Raw genomic sequence first — 14,707 nt, 5'->3', positions numbered from 1 at the left:
GCGGCGCCAATCATCATGCTTTATGCGGCTGCATATCGAATGCCTGCCACCCTCCACCCAGGGCTTTGTATAGGCCAACCAACGCTTGGGAAACCGCAGCCGAACTGTCGATCCACTGCTCTTCACTGGCTAACAGGGCACCCTGCACGCTCAACACATTGAGAAAGTCCACCGCCCCTTCCACGTACTGACGCTGGGCAGTCTCCAGGGCGATGCGGTTCTGCCGCACCGCTTCGGCCAGGTGGTCGCGACGCAACTGGCTGGCGTTGTACAGACGCAGTACATCGTCGATTTCATGCCAGGCACCGAGCACGACCTTGCGGTAGTTCAGCGCGGCCTCCTGTTGCTGCGCCTCGCGCAATTCCAAGGTGCCCTTGAGCCTGCCGCCTTCGAAGATCGGCAGCGACAATTGCGGACCAAAGGCGAAACGCCGCGAATCCCAACTACCGAAGTCCGACAGTTGCATGGCCTGAAAACCCATGCTGCCCGACAGCCGTATGCTCGGGTAGAAGTCGGCCTTGGCCACACCGATGCTGGCCGTGGCGGCATGCAGGCGGGCTTCGGCAAGCCGGATATCCGGGCGTCGCTCGGCCAACTCTGACGGCAGGCCAATGGCAAACCTCTGTCGCGGCGTCGGCAGCTCACCTCCCTCCAGCAACTCGGCCTGCAAGCTGCGTGGCGGTTCGGCGGCCAGCAAGCTGAGGGCGTTGATCAGGTCATCGCGCCTGGCTTGGAGGCTAGGCAGGCGTGCCTCGATCGAGGCCACCTGGGCGCTGGCCTGGGCGACGTCGAGTCGGGTGGCCACCCCTTCGGCCTGGCGGTCCTCGGACAGTTTCAGGCTGTGCCGTGCCACCTCCAGGTTGTCCTGGGTCACCGCCAACGTGTGCTGCACGGCACGTAGCTGGATGTAGTTGCCGGCCGTTTCGGACAGTAGGGCCAGCAGCACAGCGCGACGGTCGTTCTCGGCCACCTCGACTGTGGCATCGGCAGCCTCCACCTGGCGGCGTACGCGACCCCACAGGTCCAGTTCCCAACCCGCGACCAAATCGCCCTGCCACAGGTTGAACGCAGACTTGCCGGCGTTGCCGGACGGGTCGCTCAGCCCCTCGGCGCTGTTACGGGCGCGGCTGTAGCCTGCGTCGACGTCCACAGACGGTGCTTCATCGGCGGCCACCGTACTGCGCAGCGCACGGCTTTGCACAAGACGAGCACTGGCCATCTGCAGGTCGAGGTTGCGCTCGGCGACTTTCTGGATCAAGGCACTCAGGCGGGCGTCGTTAAAGCTATCCCACCAGCGTAATTCCATAGGTTCGGCCTGCGGCTGGCTGGGAGCAGCGTCACCCTGCAATGACGCCCAGTTCTGTGGCGCCTGGCTATCCGGACGCTGGAAATCCGGCCCGAGGGTGCAGCCGGCCAGCACCACAGCCAGCAACACGGGGCTCAAACGCAAGGCCGGTTTCATCGCGCACTGACCTCTTTGCCTTCGAACTTGTCGCCATGGGTGTCGATGGTCGCCTCCACCGACATGCCCACGCGCAGGCGGGCAAGCAGCGGCTGGCCATCTTCGAACACAATCTTCACCGGAATACGCTGCACGACCTTGGTGAAGTTGCCAGTGGCGTTGTCAGGTTTCACAGCGGCGAAAGTCACGCCTGTGGCCGGGGCAATGCTCTGGACGTGGCCTTTGAGGGTTTCACCGGAAAAGGTATCGACGCTGATGCTCACCGGCTGCCCTGGCTGCACATGGGTCAGCTGGGTCTCCTGGAAGTTGCCCACGACGTAGGCGCGCTCCAGCGGCACCACCGACAGCAGCCGCGCGCCTGGATTGACGTAAGCGCCAACCCGCACCGCGCGCTCGCCCACCATGCCGTCGACGGGGGCGGTGATACGGGTGTAGGAGAGATCCAGCTGGGTTTTTTCCAGACCTGCCTCGGCGCGTTTGAGCTGGCCATCGGCACTGGCGACCTGGGCGGTGAGAACATCGACCTGCTTGCGCGTGGCCACCAGCGCTGCCTGGGCATTGGCCAGGCGAGCACGGGCCTGGTCGACCCGGCTGCGCGCCTGCTGGGCGTTCTGCACGGTTCCGGCGCCCTGTTCGGCGAGGCGACTGTAGCGATTGACTTCATGGTCGGCGAAAGCTGCCTCGGCCTGGGCGGCCTTGACGGCCGCTTCAGCCTGAGCGATCAGGGCCGCCTGCCGATCGAGCGTTGCGCGGGCATCGGCGCTCTGCGCCTTGGCCACCAACAACTGCGCCTGGGCGGCATCGAGTGCGGCTCGATAATCGCGGTCATCGATGGTCGCCAACAGTTGGCCAGCGTGAACCTGCTGGTTGTCTTCCACCCGTACGTCCTTGATGAACCCTGCGACCTTGGGGGCGACCACGGTGTAGTCGGCGGTCACATAGGCGTCATTGGTGCTCTGACGATGATCGCTGCCCAGCATCCAGGGGCCGACGATGCCGGCCAGCACAGCCACGGCCAGCACCGAGCCGATCACGATAGTCTTGCGGTTGTTGCTCATTTTCAGCGTTCTCGAATTCATCCAGGGTTCAGGCCACCGCACGCGGTGGATAGACCCGGGTAGGCACGAAAGGAATCAGGCAGATCAGCGCCACGGCGATACAGGCCATGACCAGGTAAAGGTCAGCGCAGGTCAGCACCTGCGCCTGCTCGTGAATGCGCCCGGCCAGGCCTGCGGTGTTGTCGTCGATCAGCGGGGCATTGCCCAGGCTGTCCACCAGGTGGTTGGAATGGAAATGTCGACGCAGGGTGCCAAGCGCATCCAGCAGGCCTGTGGCGATCACGGCGGCGAGGCCTTTGACGGTGTTGAACCAGCTCGAGGCGAAGGGGCCTTCCTGCGGGGTCATGCCGTTGGTGGACAACATCAGCAACGGCAGTACCGCCATCGGCTGGCCGAACACCTGCAGCAGGTAGTAGGGGTAGAAATCGCCGCGAATCCATTCGGAGGTCAGCAGGCTACTGCCGACACAGGACATCGCCAGCATGGCCAATCCAATGCCCAGCACCCAGCGACAATCGACCGCACGGATATTGCACAGCGCTGCCGTCAGCGGCAGGGCGATCAGTTGCGGCATGGCCACCAGCATCATCAGCGGGCTGGTCTGCGCAGGGCGATAACCCTGGATCTGCGCAAGGTAGGCCGATGGAATGCTGCCCACACCAGAGAGCACGATCAGCACACCCGCCAGGGTCAACAGGGCGAAGCTCAGGTTGCGCCGCTGCAACATGCGCAACTGGAAGAACGGCAGTGGCTCGGACCATTCGTTGTACATGAACAGCACCAGCAACAGCAGGCCGCCGCCCAGCAGCCAGCAGATCAACGGGGAATCGAACCACCCCCAACGGTCGCCCAACGACAGCCCCAGCACGATGCAACTGATCGCCGGCAAGCCCAGCACCACGCCACGCCAGTCGAACTGTTTGAAGCGTTCCAGGCGCAGCGGGTCCTGCGGCAGGCCCCAGCCGACGCAGAACATTGCCACGGCCGAGGGCAGGATGATCTGCCAGAACGCCCACTGCCAACCGACATATTCGGTCCACAGCCCGGCCAGCGGCGTGCCGAGATTGGGCCCGAAGGTGGCGGTCAGTGCGTAGCACGCCAGACCATAGACCTTGATGCCCGGCGGCAGGAAGCGAAGCGCCACGCTCATCAGCATCGGTGGCAACGCGCCGGAAGCGAAGCCCTGGAGTATGCGCAACAGCATCAGGCTGTGCAGGTTCGGGGCGAACGGCTGGAGCAGACCGAGCACGGCGAACAGGCCGACCGCGGTCATGGTGAAGCGGCGCAAGGAGAAGGTGGTGGCCAACCACGGCGCGAAGGCCATGGCCGAAACCGATGCCGCGCTGTAGACCGCCAGCAACCAGGCGCCCTCGTCGGCACCGATGCCCATCGCGCCACGAATATCGGCCAGGGAAATCTTGGTCACCGACTCGTTCAGACCGGCACACAGCACCGCCAGCAGTACACCGAACAGGCCAACCACCACCCGCAGGCCGAACGCCGTCTGCACGGGCGCGGCCGGCGCTGGGGCGGCGACTATCGCGGTGGCGGGCGCAGACAGGGAACTCACGGGGTGACATCTCCAGCAACAAATTTCGGGCTGGAGAAGTCTATGAAAGTCGAATGCTGACGAAAATCGACTTATTGGCAGTTTTATGTTGCGTCAGACGCAATCGGTGGAGCAGTGCGTACTTTCGCGGAGCTACCTGCGAAGCGAGCGACGTGAGCATCAAGGGTCGATGTTGCAGCAAGCCTTGAGGGTTTGCCGCAACCAGCGGTGCGCCGGGTCGTTGTGAAACCGCGGATGCCACGCCTGCATCACGTTCACCCGCTCCAGCGGCACTGGAATTTCGAACGAGCGCAGGGGCAACCCCAGCCTCTCCACACTGCTGAGAATATTGGCCGGCATCGGCAGGATCAGGTTCGAGTCCGGCAGCGAGAACAGCGCCGAGTGGAAACTGGGGGTGATCAATGCCACCCGCCGCTCCACCTTGAAGTTGGCCAGTTCGACGTCGATCGGCCCATTGGCACGGCCACGCCGCGACACGCTGATCTGTGGATAACTGGCAAAGCTCAACGGCGTGATCGGTTGCTGGAAAATCGGGTGGTCGCTGCGCGCCAGCCCAACGTAATGCGTATGAAACAGACTCTGTACCTTGATTTCCGGACCCAAGTCCACGGTCGAGCTGATGATCAGGTCAGTGCGCCCATCACGTAGCACGCTGTCGTCATCGCCCCCGGGGCTTTCCGGGACGAAACGCAAGACGGTGCGCGGCGCCTGCTCGTGCATCTTGTGCAGCAGACGGGCGCCATACAGGGCGATGAACAGGTCATTGGTGCGAATGTTGAAGGCCCGGTCGAGGCTTGGCAGGTCGACATCGTCGCCATTGCGAAACACCTGCCCGGCCTGTTCCACCAGCTGGCTGACCTGCTCGCGCAGGGCCAGTGCCCGGGGCGTCGGCACCAGACCACGGCCGGCACGCACCAGGATCGGATCGCCCAGCGCATCACGAATCCGCCCCAGGGTCCGGCTCATCGCCGCCGGGCTCAGGTTCATGCGTTGCGCCGCGCCGACCACGCTGCCTTCATCAAGCAGGGCGTCGAGGGCGACGAGCAGGTTCATGTCCGGGAGTTGCATGACCGTTTTCCGTGACAGCTGTGGGGGCCATCATGTTAACAGGTCGGACGATTGCACCAGACGCAATGCGGCCATGCATGATGGGGCATTTATCTCGGCGTGCGGATGGGCCATAAGGAATGCAGTGGCTGTACCGGCGCCATCGCCGGCAACACATCACCCCCACAAGGATCGCACATGCCCAGCCCCGTACTCATCGCCATCGACGCTTCCCCCGCTTCCACCGGGCTGCTCGCCCTGGCCCAACGCTACTGCCGCCCAGGCGAACATGAACTGCATATCCTGCTGGCCATCGACTCCACTTTCGCCGTGCACGACACACCCGCGCCTTACACCGCCGAAGAACTGGAGCAATACCCCGCTGCCTGTGAAGAGCAGCGCTTGGGCGACCGCGCGGTGGCCGAGGCTGTAGCGGCTTTGCAAGGAGCTGGTTTTGCTGCCCGGGGCTGCATGGTTGCCGGGCAGCCTGTCGAGGCGATTGTCGCCAAGACCCAGGAATTGGAGTGCGAATTGATCATCATGGGGCACCGGCACCTGTCCCGGCTGGGGCGGTTGCTGGATCCGTCGATCAGCGCGAAGGTGATTGATCGGGTGCAGGTGCCTGTTTTGGTGGGGGCTGCGGAGGGTTCGCCGTGAGTGTTGTAGCGTCAGTGAGATCGAGCGCCGCCCGCGCGGCGCATCGCGAGCAAGGCTCGCTCCTACGTTTGTTTCTGGCCAGTAACGCCAGTGGCAGGCGCGCGCGACCGCCTTGTTTGTACGACACGGTATCGCACCATGCACTCACGCATAATTGGCCCTAAACAGACGTAGGAGCGAGCCTTGCTCGCGATGCGCCGCGCGGGCGGCGCTCGATCTCAAACCCGCCACAAATCCCATGCCTGGCCCCAGAACATCTCACCTCTCCCCAGGCTTCACCACCACCGTACAAGTGGTCCCCGCCGCCAGCAGATACCCCTGCGGCACTTCATCGATATGAATCCGCACCGGCACCCGCTGCGCCAGGCGCACCCAGTTGAAGGTCGGATTCACATCGGCGATCAGCTCGCGGCTTTGTGGGTTGTCGCGGTCGTAGATACCGCGGGCGATGCTCTCCACATGCCCTTTGATGCGCTCGCCGCTCATCATCTCCAGCTCGGCCTGGTCACCAACCTTCACATGCGGCAGCTTGGTCTCCTCGAAGAAGCCATAGACCCAGAACGAGTTCTCATCGACCACTGCCATCACCGCTTCTCCGGTACGTGCATAGTCGCCCCGGTGAATGTTCAGGTTGGTGACATACCCGTCCACCGTCGCAACGATGCGCGTACGCTTGAGGTTCAGTTCGGCGGCCGCCAACTGTGCCTGGGCCTGCTGGTAGTCGGCCAGCGCGGAATTGGCGATGTTGCTGGCGTCGTCGCGGTTCTCTTTGGAGATCACCAGGTTGTCCATGTCGGCACGGCGCTTGGCGTTGACCTTGCGCATTTCCCAAGTGGCCTTACGCGAGGCGACCAGGGCCTTGGCCTGGTCGACCGCCAGTTGGTAGTGCTCAGGGTCGATCTGGATCAACAGGTCTCCCTTCCTGACCCGCTGGTTGTCCTTGACCGGCACCTCCACTACATAGCCGGGCACGTCGGCGGCGACGTTGATGATGTCGGCACGCACGCGGCCGTCACGGGTCCACGGCGTTGTCATGTAGTGCTTCCACAACTGGTGGCCGATCACCACGGCGGCGGCCAGCACCAGCAGAGTGGCGATCAAGCTGAAGAACTTTTTCATCGAAGGATTCTCACCAGTAGAGAGACAGCGCCATGGCGCCGAACAAGCAGACGAACAGGCTCAGGCGCAGCAGCGCCGGATGCCAGAAAAAACGATAGCCATCATGGCTGGCGATGAACCGGTCCAGACCCCAGGCCAGGCCCAGGGCGAGCAGGAACATCAGGGTCATGGTGGGCATGTAAACGCCATGGAAGGCGATCTCACGGGGCATGGTGCAATCCTTTCGCCGGGGCCAGTGGCGACTGTGGGTCGAGCAGGGAAGTACGGATGAAATGCAAATAGCTCTGCACCCGGCGCAGCACCGAAGTGTCGAAGTGCCGGGCAAAGGGTTCGTCGGTGGCCTGCACACGGCTGATGGCATGGTCCACCGCCACCAGGGCACGTTCGTGATTGCTGGCGCTAGGTTGCAGGAACAACCGGGCCAGGGCCCGGCCCATCACGCGGATAGCCTGGCGCCAAGGCTGCGATTCGGCATAGGCCGGATGCACCGGAGCACGGGCCTGTTCCTTGCGCAGTTCGATGATGGCGTGGCCGATTTCCAGCACCACGAACATCCAGCGCATCAACTGGCTTTGCACCTCGGGCTTGCCAGCGGCAAGGCCGTAGGCCTGGTGCAACAGGTCGCGGGTTCGGCTTTCGAAGGCGCTGCCCAAACCGCGCAGGCGTCCGCCGATGGCGAACAGCACCTGCGCGCGCAAATCTTGCTCCAGGCGGCTCCACAGCCAGCGGCTGTTCGGCGGCAGGATGATCGCCCCCGCAGCCGCACAGGCCAGCATACCGATGACCATGCCGATGTAGTCGTTGATGAAGCTGTAAGGGTTGTAGGTGGTGAGGTTGTTGGGCACCGACCCGATGGAGAAGAACACCAGCAGCCCCAGTCCATACCCAGCATAGGCCGGGCGCGATGCGAGGAACGCGCCTAGCACGAAGACCGGTGCCAGGACCACGCACAGCAACGGGAAGCCGTCGATCCAGGGGAAGACGAAGAAGGTTTCGTAGAAGCCGATGAAAGCCCCAAGCATCGTGCCGCAGGCCATCTGGAACGACATGCGCTTAGGGTTTGGCGAGGCCGCCGACAGGCCCACCGTCACCGTGGCGACCAAGGTCATCATGGCGCCGCTAGGCCAGTCACTGAGCAACCAATAGCTGCCCAACAGCAGCAACACCGCCGAGGCACGCACGCCCGCGGCCAGCGACACCAGCCAGTTAGTGCGCGACACGTAAGGCTCGTCCCACTGCTCACGCGCATGGTTGTGGGCCGCCAGCGAGGCATGGGTTTCGGCGTAGCTGAACATCTCGTCGACGAACCGGTACAGCAACTCGAACGCAGTGTGGAAGTCCAGCAGGTCCGACTCGCTGGGCTCGGTTTGCAGGTAGTCGGCGCGCAGGCTGCGCACCTGGGCCTGCAGACCTTCCTTGTAGGCCGCCAACTCCAAGGCCAGGCGCAGGGCATCGGCATCGGTCAAGGCCCGGCCCACATACGGGTCGAGCAGTTTGGCCAAGGTCTCGATACCGGGTTCGATAGCACTGACGATCTGCAGCGGCCCGCGTGCACGCAAGCGTTCGAGCAGGCGATTGAGGGCATTGAAGCGCGTGGTGATGGCCATGAACTCGCTGTTCATGCGTACCAGCCGGCCACTGCGACGTCGCATGTGCGGGTCTTCGAACGCGGTGACGTTGCGCAGGCTTTCCAGGCCCACGGCCTCGGCGACGAAGCGCACGTTGCTGGCTTCGAAGCGGTCACGCTGACTTTCGCCGCGCAGCGCCTCGACCACGACCCCGGCGAACACGCCAAAGCGCTGGTAGAGAGCGTTACGCATGGCAGCACTGGCCGATTGTGGCAACACGGCGGCACTGACCAGCGTCGACACCAAGATGCCCAGCGAAATTTCCAGCACCCGCCACACGGCGGCCATGAAGGCCTGGTCTGGGTGCTCGAGCACCGGCAGGCCAATCATCGCCGCGGTATAGCCGGCGAGCACGAACCCATAGGCGCGGAAGGTCCGGTAGCGCATGGCACCGGCAGAGCACAGGCCGACCCACACCGCCAGGCAAGGCAGGAACAACTCGGTGTTCTGTGGGAACAGGGCAATGAGCGCGATCATCATCGCCGAGCCGGCCAAGGTGCCGAGCACCCGGTAGAAGCTCTTGGCGAATACATGACCGCTCTGCGGCTGCATGACGATGAACACAGTGATCATTGCCGTGCGCGGTTGCGGCAACTCCAACCGCATGGCCAACCACAGGGTGATGAGCGCAGCCGCGATGATCTTGAAGATGTAGACCCAGGTCACCCCATCGGTACGCGCCCAGGCAAAGAAACCCCGACGCCACTCAAGGCTTTGCAGCCAGCGCAGGGGCAAGCTCGATGTGCTCATTCAGCGTGTTCCGGCTTGTCGAAGATGGCCAGCGTGGCGGGGGTTTTCGGCGCGGCCTGACGCGCCTGGTCCGGTACGTCTTCACCGGCCCCAAGGCCGCCGCCCAACGCGGTGACCAGCTCGGCGTGGGCGGCCAGTCGTGCAGCCTGCACCTGCTGTTGCACCTGTTGCTGACGGAACAGCAGGGTCTGGGCGTTGAGCACGTTGAGGTAATCGGTCAAGCCACGCTGAAAGGCAACCATGGCGATGTCATAGGTCTTCTGCGCGGCGGCCACGGACTCGGCGGCGAAGTGCGACTGCTCTTTCATCGACTCGCGGCGGATCAACTGGTCGGAGATGTTCTTCAGCGCGCCGATCACCGTCTGGTTGTAGCGCGCCACGGCCACGTCGTAACCGGCCGAGGCGACGCCCAGCTCGGAGCGCAGGCGACCACCGTCGAAAATCGGCAGGCTGATGGCCGGGCCTACGTTGTAGTTGAACTTGCGTCCCGTGAGAAACTCCAGCGGGCCGCCGCCGGTGGCCATGAAGCCGAGGCTACCGACCAGGTCCACATTGGGGAAGAACCCGGCATGGGCGACGTCGATGCCCCGCGCCTGAGCCGCCACTTGCCAGCGGCTGGCAACCACGTCGGGGCGCTGCCCGACCAGCTCGGCAGGCAAGGCCGATGGCAGCTTGAGGTCGGCCCCCAGGGTCAGGGTGGGTCGCTCGATGCTGGCACCCTCCCCTGGGCCTTTGCCGGCCAATGCCGCCAACTGGTTGCGGGTCAGGGCGATTTCTTCGTTGAGGCTGTCGAGCTGGCGGTGCGTTTCAGGCAGGGGCGCTTCGGCCTGGCTGACTTCGAAATGGGTACCGATGCCGGCGTCCAGACGACGCTGGGCCAGGGCCAGAATCTGCTCCTGCTGATCGAGTTCGGCCTTGACGATATCGCGCTGGGCGAAATGCAGGCTCAGTTGAATATAGGCACGTACCACATTGTTCTGTAGCTCGAGCTGCGCCTGACGCGCCTCGGCCACGCTCATGTGCGCCTGGTCCACGGCCTGCTCGGTGGCATTGCGCTCGCGCCCCCACAGATCGAGGGCGTAGCTGAAGCCAATGGCGGCATTGTTGTCCCAGGTGTTGGCACCCGACAACGCGCCGGGGCCGTAGAACTGGTCCTCGGGCCAGTTGTGGCGCTTGAGCGTCGCCTGGCCGTTGGCCTGCAGCTTTTCTGCCGACTCGACCACGCCCGCCATGGATTTGGCTTGACGCACTCGCGCGGCGGCCATGGCCATGCTCGGGCTGCCGGCCACTGCCAGGGCGACCCAACGGTCCAGTTGCGGGTCGTGGTAGGCGTGCCACCACTGTTGATCGGGCCAATGGGCATCGGTTGCGGCTTCGCGAATGGCCGCATCGGTGATCAGGGTGTTGGCTTGCAGGGTTTTGCTTTTCGGGGCTATGCCCCAGGTTCCAATACAGCCGCTCAAGGCGAGACTAAGGGCACAGACGCTGAACGCCTGGAGCGTTCCGATGATGCGACGCGGCACAGCTGCGATTTCCCGAGGAAGAAGTGGAGAGGCCGGGCAATTCTAGGGGGCAGCCGCACTGGCGATAAGCGCACATTCCTGCGAATCTTTGTTACCAAAACGGCGATAATCCGGCTTTGGTCGAAGGAACATTTTCGTTACTTCGTGTCACAATTTTGTCCTCTACATCGAGAGTGACCCATGGACACCCTGCAAAACATGCGTGCTTTCAGTTGCGTAGCTCAGCTGGGCAGCTTTACGGCTGCCGCCGCGCAGCTCGATACGACCACCGCGAACGTTTCGCGGGCGGTATCCAATCTGGAAGCCCATCTGCAAACCCGGCTGCTGAACCGCACCACCCGGCGTATCGCCCTGACCGAGGCGGGCAAGCGTTACCTGATGCGCTGCGAACAGATCCTCACCTACGTGGAGGAAGCCGAAGCCGAAGCCAGCGATGCCCACGCCCGTCCGGCCGGGCAACTGAAAGTGCATTCCATGACCGGTGTCGGTCAGCACTTCGTGGTCGACGCCATTGCCCGCTACCGCGAATCGCACCCGGACGTCACCTTCGACCTGACCATGGCCAACCGCGTACCGGACCTGCTCGACGAGGGCTACGACGTGTCCATCGTGCTGGCCAGCGAACTGCCCGACTCGGGGTTCGTTTCCCAGCGCCTGGGGATCACCTACAGCATTGTCTGTGCTTCGCCTGAATACGTGGCCAAGCAGGGTTTCGCGCACAAACCGGTCGACCTGCTCAAGCACGCCTGCCTGCGCATGGTCAGCCCGGTGATTCCCTTGGAAAAGTGGCTGTTCGATGGTCCGGAAGGCCAGGAACTGGTCAACATCTCCACCTCGCCGTTCCAGGTGAACTCGGCCGATGCGATGAAAACCGCGATTCGCAGCGGCATGGGCATGGGCGTGTTGCCGATCTATTCGGCAATCGACGGCCTGCGCGACGGAAGCCTGGTGCGGGTGATGCCCGAGTACCGGCTGCAGGAGCTGAACCTGTATGCCATCTACCCCTCTCGCCAGTACCTGGATGCGAAGATCAAGACCTGGGTGGAGTACTTGCGTAACTCCCTGCCAGAGATTCTCGCGGCCCACGAAGCGGACCTGAAAACCCACGAGCTGCAGATCGCCAACTGAAAAAGCTGCTGCGCCAAGGCGGTGGACAATGGTAGGTTGCTAACCAATACCGGCCTCTTCGCAACGATCCGGTTCATCCGCGAAGCCGCCACCACTGTCCTACCGCCTTGCAGAGAAGTAGCCCGATGAAAAAGACCGTCCTGGCCTTCAGCCGTATCACCCCGGCCATGGCCGAGCGCCTGCAGCAAGACTTCAACGTGATCCAGCCGAACCCTAAGCTCGGCGACATCGCTGCCCAGTTCAACGAAGCCCTGCCCGGGGCCCATGGTCTGATCGGCGTCGGTCGCAAGCTTGGCCGCGCCCAGCTTGAAGGCGCGGCCAAGCTGGAAGTGGTCTCCAGCGTGTCGGTCGGCTACGACAACTATGACCTGGACTACTTCAACGAGCGCGGCATCGCCCTGACCAATACCCCGGATGTGCTGACCGAAAGCACCGCCGACCTGGGCTTCTCGCTGATCATGGGCTGCGCCCGCCGCACCGCCGAGCTCGACGCCTGGACCAAGGCCGGCAACTGGCAAGCCACCGTCGGCCCGGCGCATTTCGGCAGCGATGTGCACGGCAAGACCCTGGGTATCGTCGGCCTGGGTAACATTGGCGCGGCCATCGCCCGCCGTGGCCGCTTCGGTTTCAACATGTCGGTGCTGTATGCCGGCAACAGCCGCAAGACGGCGCTGGAGCAGGAACTGGGCGCGCAGTACCGCAGCCTTGAGCAGTTGTTGGCCGAATCCGACTTCGTCTGCATCGTGGTGCCGCTGTCCGACGCCACCCGCAAGCTGATCGGTGCACGCGAACTGAAGCTGATGAAGCCGAGCGCCTTCCTGATCAACATCGCCCGTGGCCCGGTGGTCGACGAAGCGGCGCTGGTCGAGGCACTGCAGAACGGCACCCTGCGCGGCGCCGGCCTGGACGTGTACGAGAAAGAGCCGCTGAGCGACTCACCGCTGTTCAAGTTGCCCAACGCGCTGACCCTGCCACACATCGGCTCGGCCACCGCCGAAACCCGCGAGGCCATGGCCAAGCGGGCGATGGACAACCTGCGCGCGGCGCTGCTGGGTGAGCGGCCACAGGACCTGGTGAACCCGCAGGTGTGGAAGGATTAACCCATAGGTCATCGTACTGCACCGCTACACTAAACTTGGAGCTGGGTGATAGGTTTGGTCATCCGTAATGATGACCCTGTCCAGCCGGGCTCCAACCTCTCGCCCATCCACGTGAAGCGTATGCCTGCCTTGCGAGAGGAAGTAGCCGGCTGGCGCCCTCAGCCAATGGAATTCGGCATATTTGTCGTCAGTAAGCACGGTACGAGGAGCGTTGGGATCATTATTGAAACGGAGGGTGAATGAGTTTGAACGGGTGTCAACCCAGAAGACTCTCGCCCATACATACCATTGACCGTCATGGGGAATGCTAACAATTGCTCCGGCACTTCCTCGTTCTGCCTGCGTCGTAAAGATGACTTTCCCATACCCCCCCAAGAAAGATTCACAGGCCATGGGGGCTTCGATGATCATCTGCTCTGCAGTGACTTGGAGCAAAGCAGGAAGCCTTCCATTGCAAGGCAGCCCTCCGCTCGTATCAACCAGCCTGTCTGCAAGATCGCTCCCCAGTTCCAGAGAAACATAGGGTGACTTAAGAGTGAAGCGATTATCGAATGCCACGCCATTACTACTACGGACAAGTGGCATATTTAGTCGCAGGTCCTCTTTCAGATACAACTGATCGGCACCACTGTGGAGCATGATTTCCTGAATACCATCGAGTACATGCTGCTCTACCCTTAGCGTTTGCATATGGCTGTCAAACGCGGTGATGCTCGCAAAGTCTGCGGCGTCTGCCATTTCAATGACATAGCCAAGCCGATAATCGTTACCCGTCAGCGGTTGAGAGTTGGCAACGAGCGCAACATAGTTACGCAACCATACCAGCAGTGCCTTGCCGGGTTGCGCTTCGGTGGACAGGAGTATGGGTTGTTGAGGTGTGCACAGAGGATGCTCCAACGCGATTACATCTGTCGCCAGAAAGCGAATACCTACATAAGCGCCACCGGCCATGAAAGCGATAACATCAGCTTCTGAAAGGGCAATGTCGCGTCCATCCCAAGCAACCCCATTAATTCTCACGTTACCAAAATCGCCGCCAGGTGCCAGCGTACTCAAATGCCCAAGGCAGGCTTCTGAATACAATGCGCCACCCTGATTTCCATCGGGATCAAAATTGTAACTCACAATCGCCTTGTTCTTATACTGCACGGAATTAACCCAATGATGATTATAATCATCCAACTCCGTATCAATATCATAGGTGTGAAACCGAATACCACGGTGACCTGTTTTTTCATTATGATACACCAACTGAATGTCGTGTTCTTCCGACTCATGCCCGACGACAACCTTACGCCGAGGTTCGGTAACATCCGTATAGGCAAACTGGCTGCGCCTGCCGGTTTGAGTAGATAAGGAGAAATTCTCCGTTTGGTAGACAGATACATCTACACGGCCATACGCAGCTTGATAGGCAAGCTTCGTCTTGGTTCTGAGTATCTGCCCCATCTCCTCATCGGGTTCATAATCACTCATCAGCGACTCGACAGACGGCTCGGCTATCGTGTCGAGGGGGACCGCATCAAAGTACAGATACATCAACGACTGAACATCGTATGACGTGTTCAAACCATACGCATCTTTCACCCTGGCGCCCACCGACGAGAGCATGCTCGTTTTTCTGTGGTAATGGTGGATTGCATCCAGCCAGTGCAACGCCAAGAG

Annotated in this window: 12 protein-coding genes; 3 read left to right on the top strand and 9 right to left on the bottom strand. The window is 62.4% G+C overall.

All coding sequences use genetic code 11. The features are described from left to right. Positions 1 to 13: 13 nt before the first annotated feature. From P3R38_RS04110 to P3R38_RS04095, 4 genes are all read right to left on the bottom strand, one after another. Positions 14 to 1,462 (bottom strand): efflux transporter outer membrane subunit, encoded by a 1,449-nt coding sequence (locus P3R38_RS04110; protein WP_023378757.1) that lies wholly within the window; start codon positions 1,460 to 1,462, stop codon positions 14 to 16. Beyond that, positions 1,459 to 2,520, bottom strand: a complete 1,062-nt coding sequence (locus P3R38_RS04105; RefSeq protein ID WP_277686851.1) for an HlyD family secretion protein — start codon at positions 2,518 to 2,520, stop codon at positions 1,459 to 1,461. The genes P3R38_RS04110 and P3R38_RS04105 overlap by 4 nt, the downstream gene beginning before the upstream one ends. A 28-nt stretch (positions 2,521 to 2,548) precedes the next feature. Then, positions 2,549 to 4,090, bottom strand: coding sequence for an MFS transporter (locus P3R38_RS04100; RefSeq protein ID WP_023378755.1), 1,542 nt, complete (start codon positions 4,088 to 4,090; stop codon positions 2,549 to 2,551). Positions 4,091 to 4,249: 159 nt separating this feature from the next. Then, entirely contained in the window at positions 4,250 to 5,158 is a 909-nt protein-coding gene (locus P3R38_RS04095; protein ID WP_023378754.1) for a LysR family transcriptional regulator, read from the bottom strand. A 177-nt stretch (positions 5,159 to 5,335) separates the two neighbouring features. Between P3R38_RS04095 and P3R38_RS04090 the strand changes: the two genes are divergently transcribed. Beyond that, positions 5,336 to 5,794 (top strand): universal stress protein, encoded by a 459-nt coding sequence (locus tag P3R38_RS04090; RefSeq protein WP_277686850.1) that lies wholly within the window; start codon positions 5,336 to 5,338, stop codon positions 5,792 to 5,794. 258 nt (positions 5,795 to 6,052) lie between these two features. Here the strand turns inward: P3R38_RS04090 and P3R38_RS04085 are convergent, their stop codons facing one another. Genes P3R38_RS04085 through P3R38_RS04070 form a run of 4 tightly spaced genes read right to left on the bottom strand, consistent with a single transcriptional unit; the run spans position 6,053 to position 10,814 of the window. Next, positions 6,053 to 6,913, bottom strand: coding sequence for an HlyD family secretion protein (locus P3R38_RS04085; RefSeq protein ID WP_023378752.1), 861 nt, complete (start codon positions 6,911 to 6,913; stop codon positions 6,053 to 6,055). Positions 6,914 to 6,923: 10 nt separating this feature from the next. Beyond that, positions 6,924 to 7,124, bottom strand: coding sequence for a DUF1656 domain-containing protein (locus tag P3R38_RS04080; RefSeq protein ID WP_023378750.1), 201 nt, complete (start codon positions 7,122 to 7,124; stop codon positions 6,924 to 6,926). Further along, positions 7,114 to 9,291, bottom strand: a complete 2,178-nt coding sequence (locus tag P3R38_RS04075) for an FUSC family protein (RefSeq protein ID WP_023378749.1) — start codon at positions 9,289 to 9,291, stop codon at positions 7,114 to 7,116. The genes P3R38_RS04080 and P3R38_RS04075 overlap by 11 nt, the downstream gene beginning before the upstream one ends. Beyond that, positions 9,288 to 10,814 (bottom strand): efflux transporter outer membrane subunit, encoded by a 1,527-nt coding sequence (locus P3R38_RS04070; RefSeq protein WP_023378748.1) that lies wholly within the window; start codon positions 10,812 to 10,814, stop codon positions 9,288 to 9,290. The genes P3R38_RS04075 and P3R38_RS04070 overlap by 4 nt, the downstream gene beginning before the upstream one ends. Before the next feature lie 180 nt (positions 10,815 to 10,994). On the opposite strand from P3R38_RS04070, the gene P3R38_RS04065 reads away from it, so the two are divergent. Together P3R38_RS04065 and P3R38_RS04060 are read left to right on the top strand one after the other, a co-directional pair. Continuing rightward, entirely contained in the window at positions 10,995 to 11,942 is a 948-nt protein-coding gene (locus P3R38_RS04065) for a LysR family transcriptional regulator (protein WP_023378747.1), read from the top strand. A gap of 125 nt (positions 11,943 to 12,067) precedes the next feature. Continuing rightward, complete coding sequence (locus P3R38_RS04060; RefSeq protein ID WP_277686849.1) at positions 12,068 to 13,042, top strand: D-glycerate dehydrogenase; 975 nt, start codon at positions 12,068 to 12,070, stop codon at positions 13,040 to 13,042. 24 nt (positions 13,043 to 13,066) lie between these two features. On the opposite strand, the gene P3R38_RS04055 is transcribed toward P3R38_RS04060, so the two are convergent. Continuing rightward, positions 13,067 to 14,653: a hypothetical protein gene (locus P3R38_RS04055; RefSeq protein ID WP_277686848.1), complete on the bottom strand. Its 1,587-nt coding sequence runs from the start codon at positions 14,651 to 14,653 to the stop codon at positions 13,067 to 13,069. Positions 14,654 to 14,707: the final 54 nt, after the last annotated feature.

The sequence above is a fragment of the Pseudomonas sp. NyZ480 genome (assembly GCF_029537255.1).
Taxonomy (GTDB): Bacteria; Pseudomonadota; Gammaproteobacteria; order Pseudomonadales; family Pseudomonadaceae; genus Aquipseudomonas; species Aquipseudomonas taiwanensis.
Note: the sequence above shows the minus strand (reverse complement) of the source record. Positions and strands in the feature narration are given on the sequence as shown.

What these genes read in the sequence shown, in the direction of transcription:
- P3R38_RS04110 (WP_023378757.1), bottom strand. Translation starts at nt 1,462, where the DNA reads ATGAAACCGGCCTTGCGTTTGAGCCCCGTGTTGCTGGCTGTGGTGCTG.
- P3R38_RS04105 (WP_277686851.1), bottom strand. Translation starts at nt 2,520, where the DNA reads ATGAGCAACAACCGCAAGACTATCGTGATCGGCTCGGTGCTGGCCGTG.
- P3R38_RS04095 (WP_023378754.1), bottom strand. Translation starts at nt 5,158, where the DNA reads ATGCAACTCCCGGACATGAACCTGCTCGTCGCCCTCGACGCCCTGCTT.
- P3R38_RS04090 (WP_277686850.1), top strand. Translation starts at nt 5,336, where the DNA reads ATGCCCAGCCCCGTACTCATCGCCATCGACGCTTCCCCCGCTTCCACC.
- P3R38_RS04085 (WP_023378752.1), bottom strand. Translation starts at nt 6,913, where the DNA reads ATGAAAAAGTTCTTCAGCTTGATCGCCACTCTGCTGGTGCTGGCCGCC.
- P3R38_RS04080 (WP_023378750.1), bottom strand. Translation starts at nt 7,124, where the DNA reads ATGCCCCGTGAGATCGCCTTCCATGGCGTTTACATGCCCACCATGACC.
- P3R38_RS04075 (WP_023378749.1), bottom strand. Translation starts at nt 9,291, where the DNA reads ATGAGCACATCGAGCTTGCCCCTGCGCTGGCTGCAAAGCCTTGAGTGG.
- P3R38_RS04065 (WP_023378747.1), top strand. Translation starts at nt 10,995, where the DNA reads ATGGACACCCTGCAAAACATGCGTGCTTTCAGTTGCGTAGCTCAGCTG.
- P3R38_RS04060 (WP_277686849.1), top strand. Translation starts at nt 12,068, where the DNA reads ATGAAAAAGACCGTCCTGGCCTTCAGCCGTATCACCCCGGCCATGGCC.
- P3R38_RS04055 (WP_277686848.1), bottom strand. Translation starts at nt 14,653, where the DNA reads ATGCTCTCGTCGGTGGGCGCCAGGGTGAAAGATGCGTATGGTTTGAAC.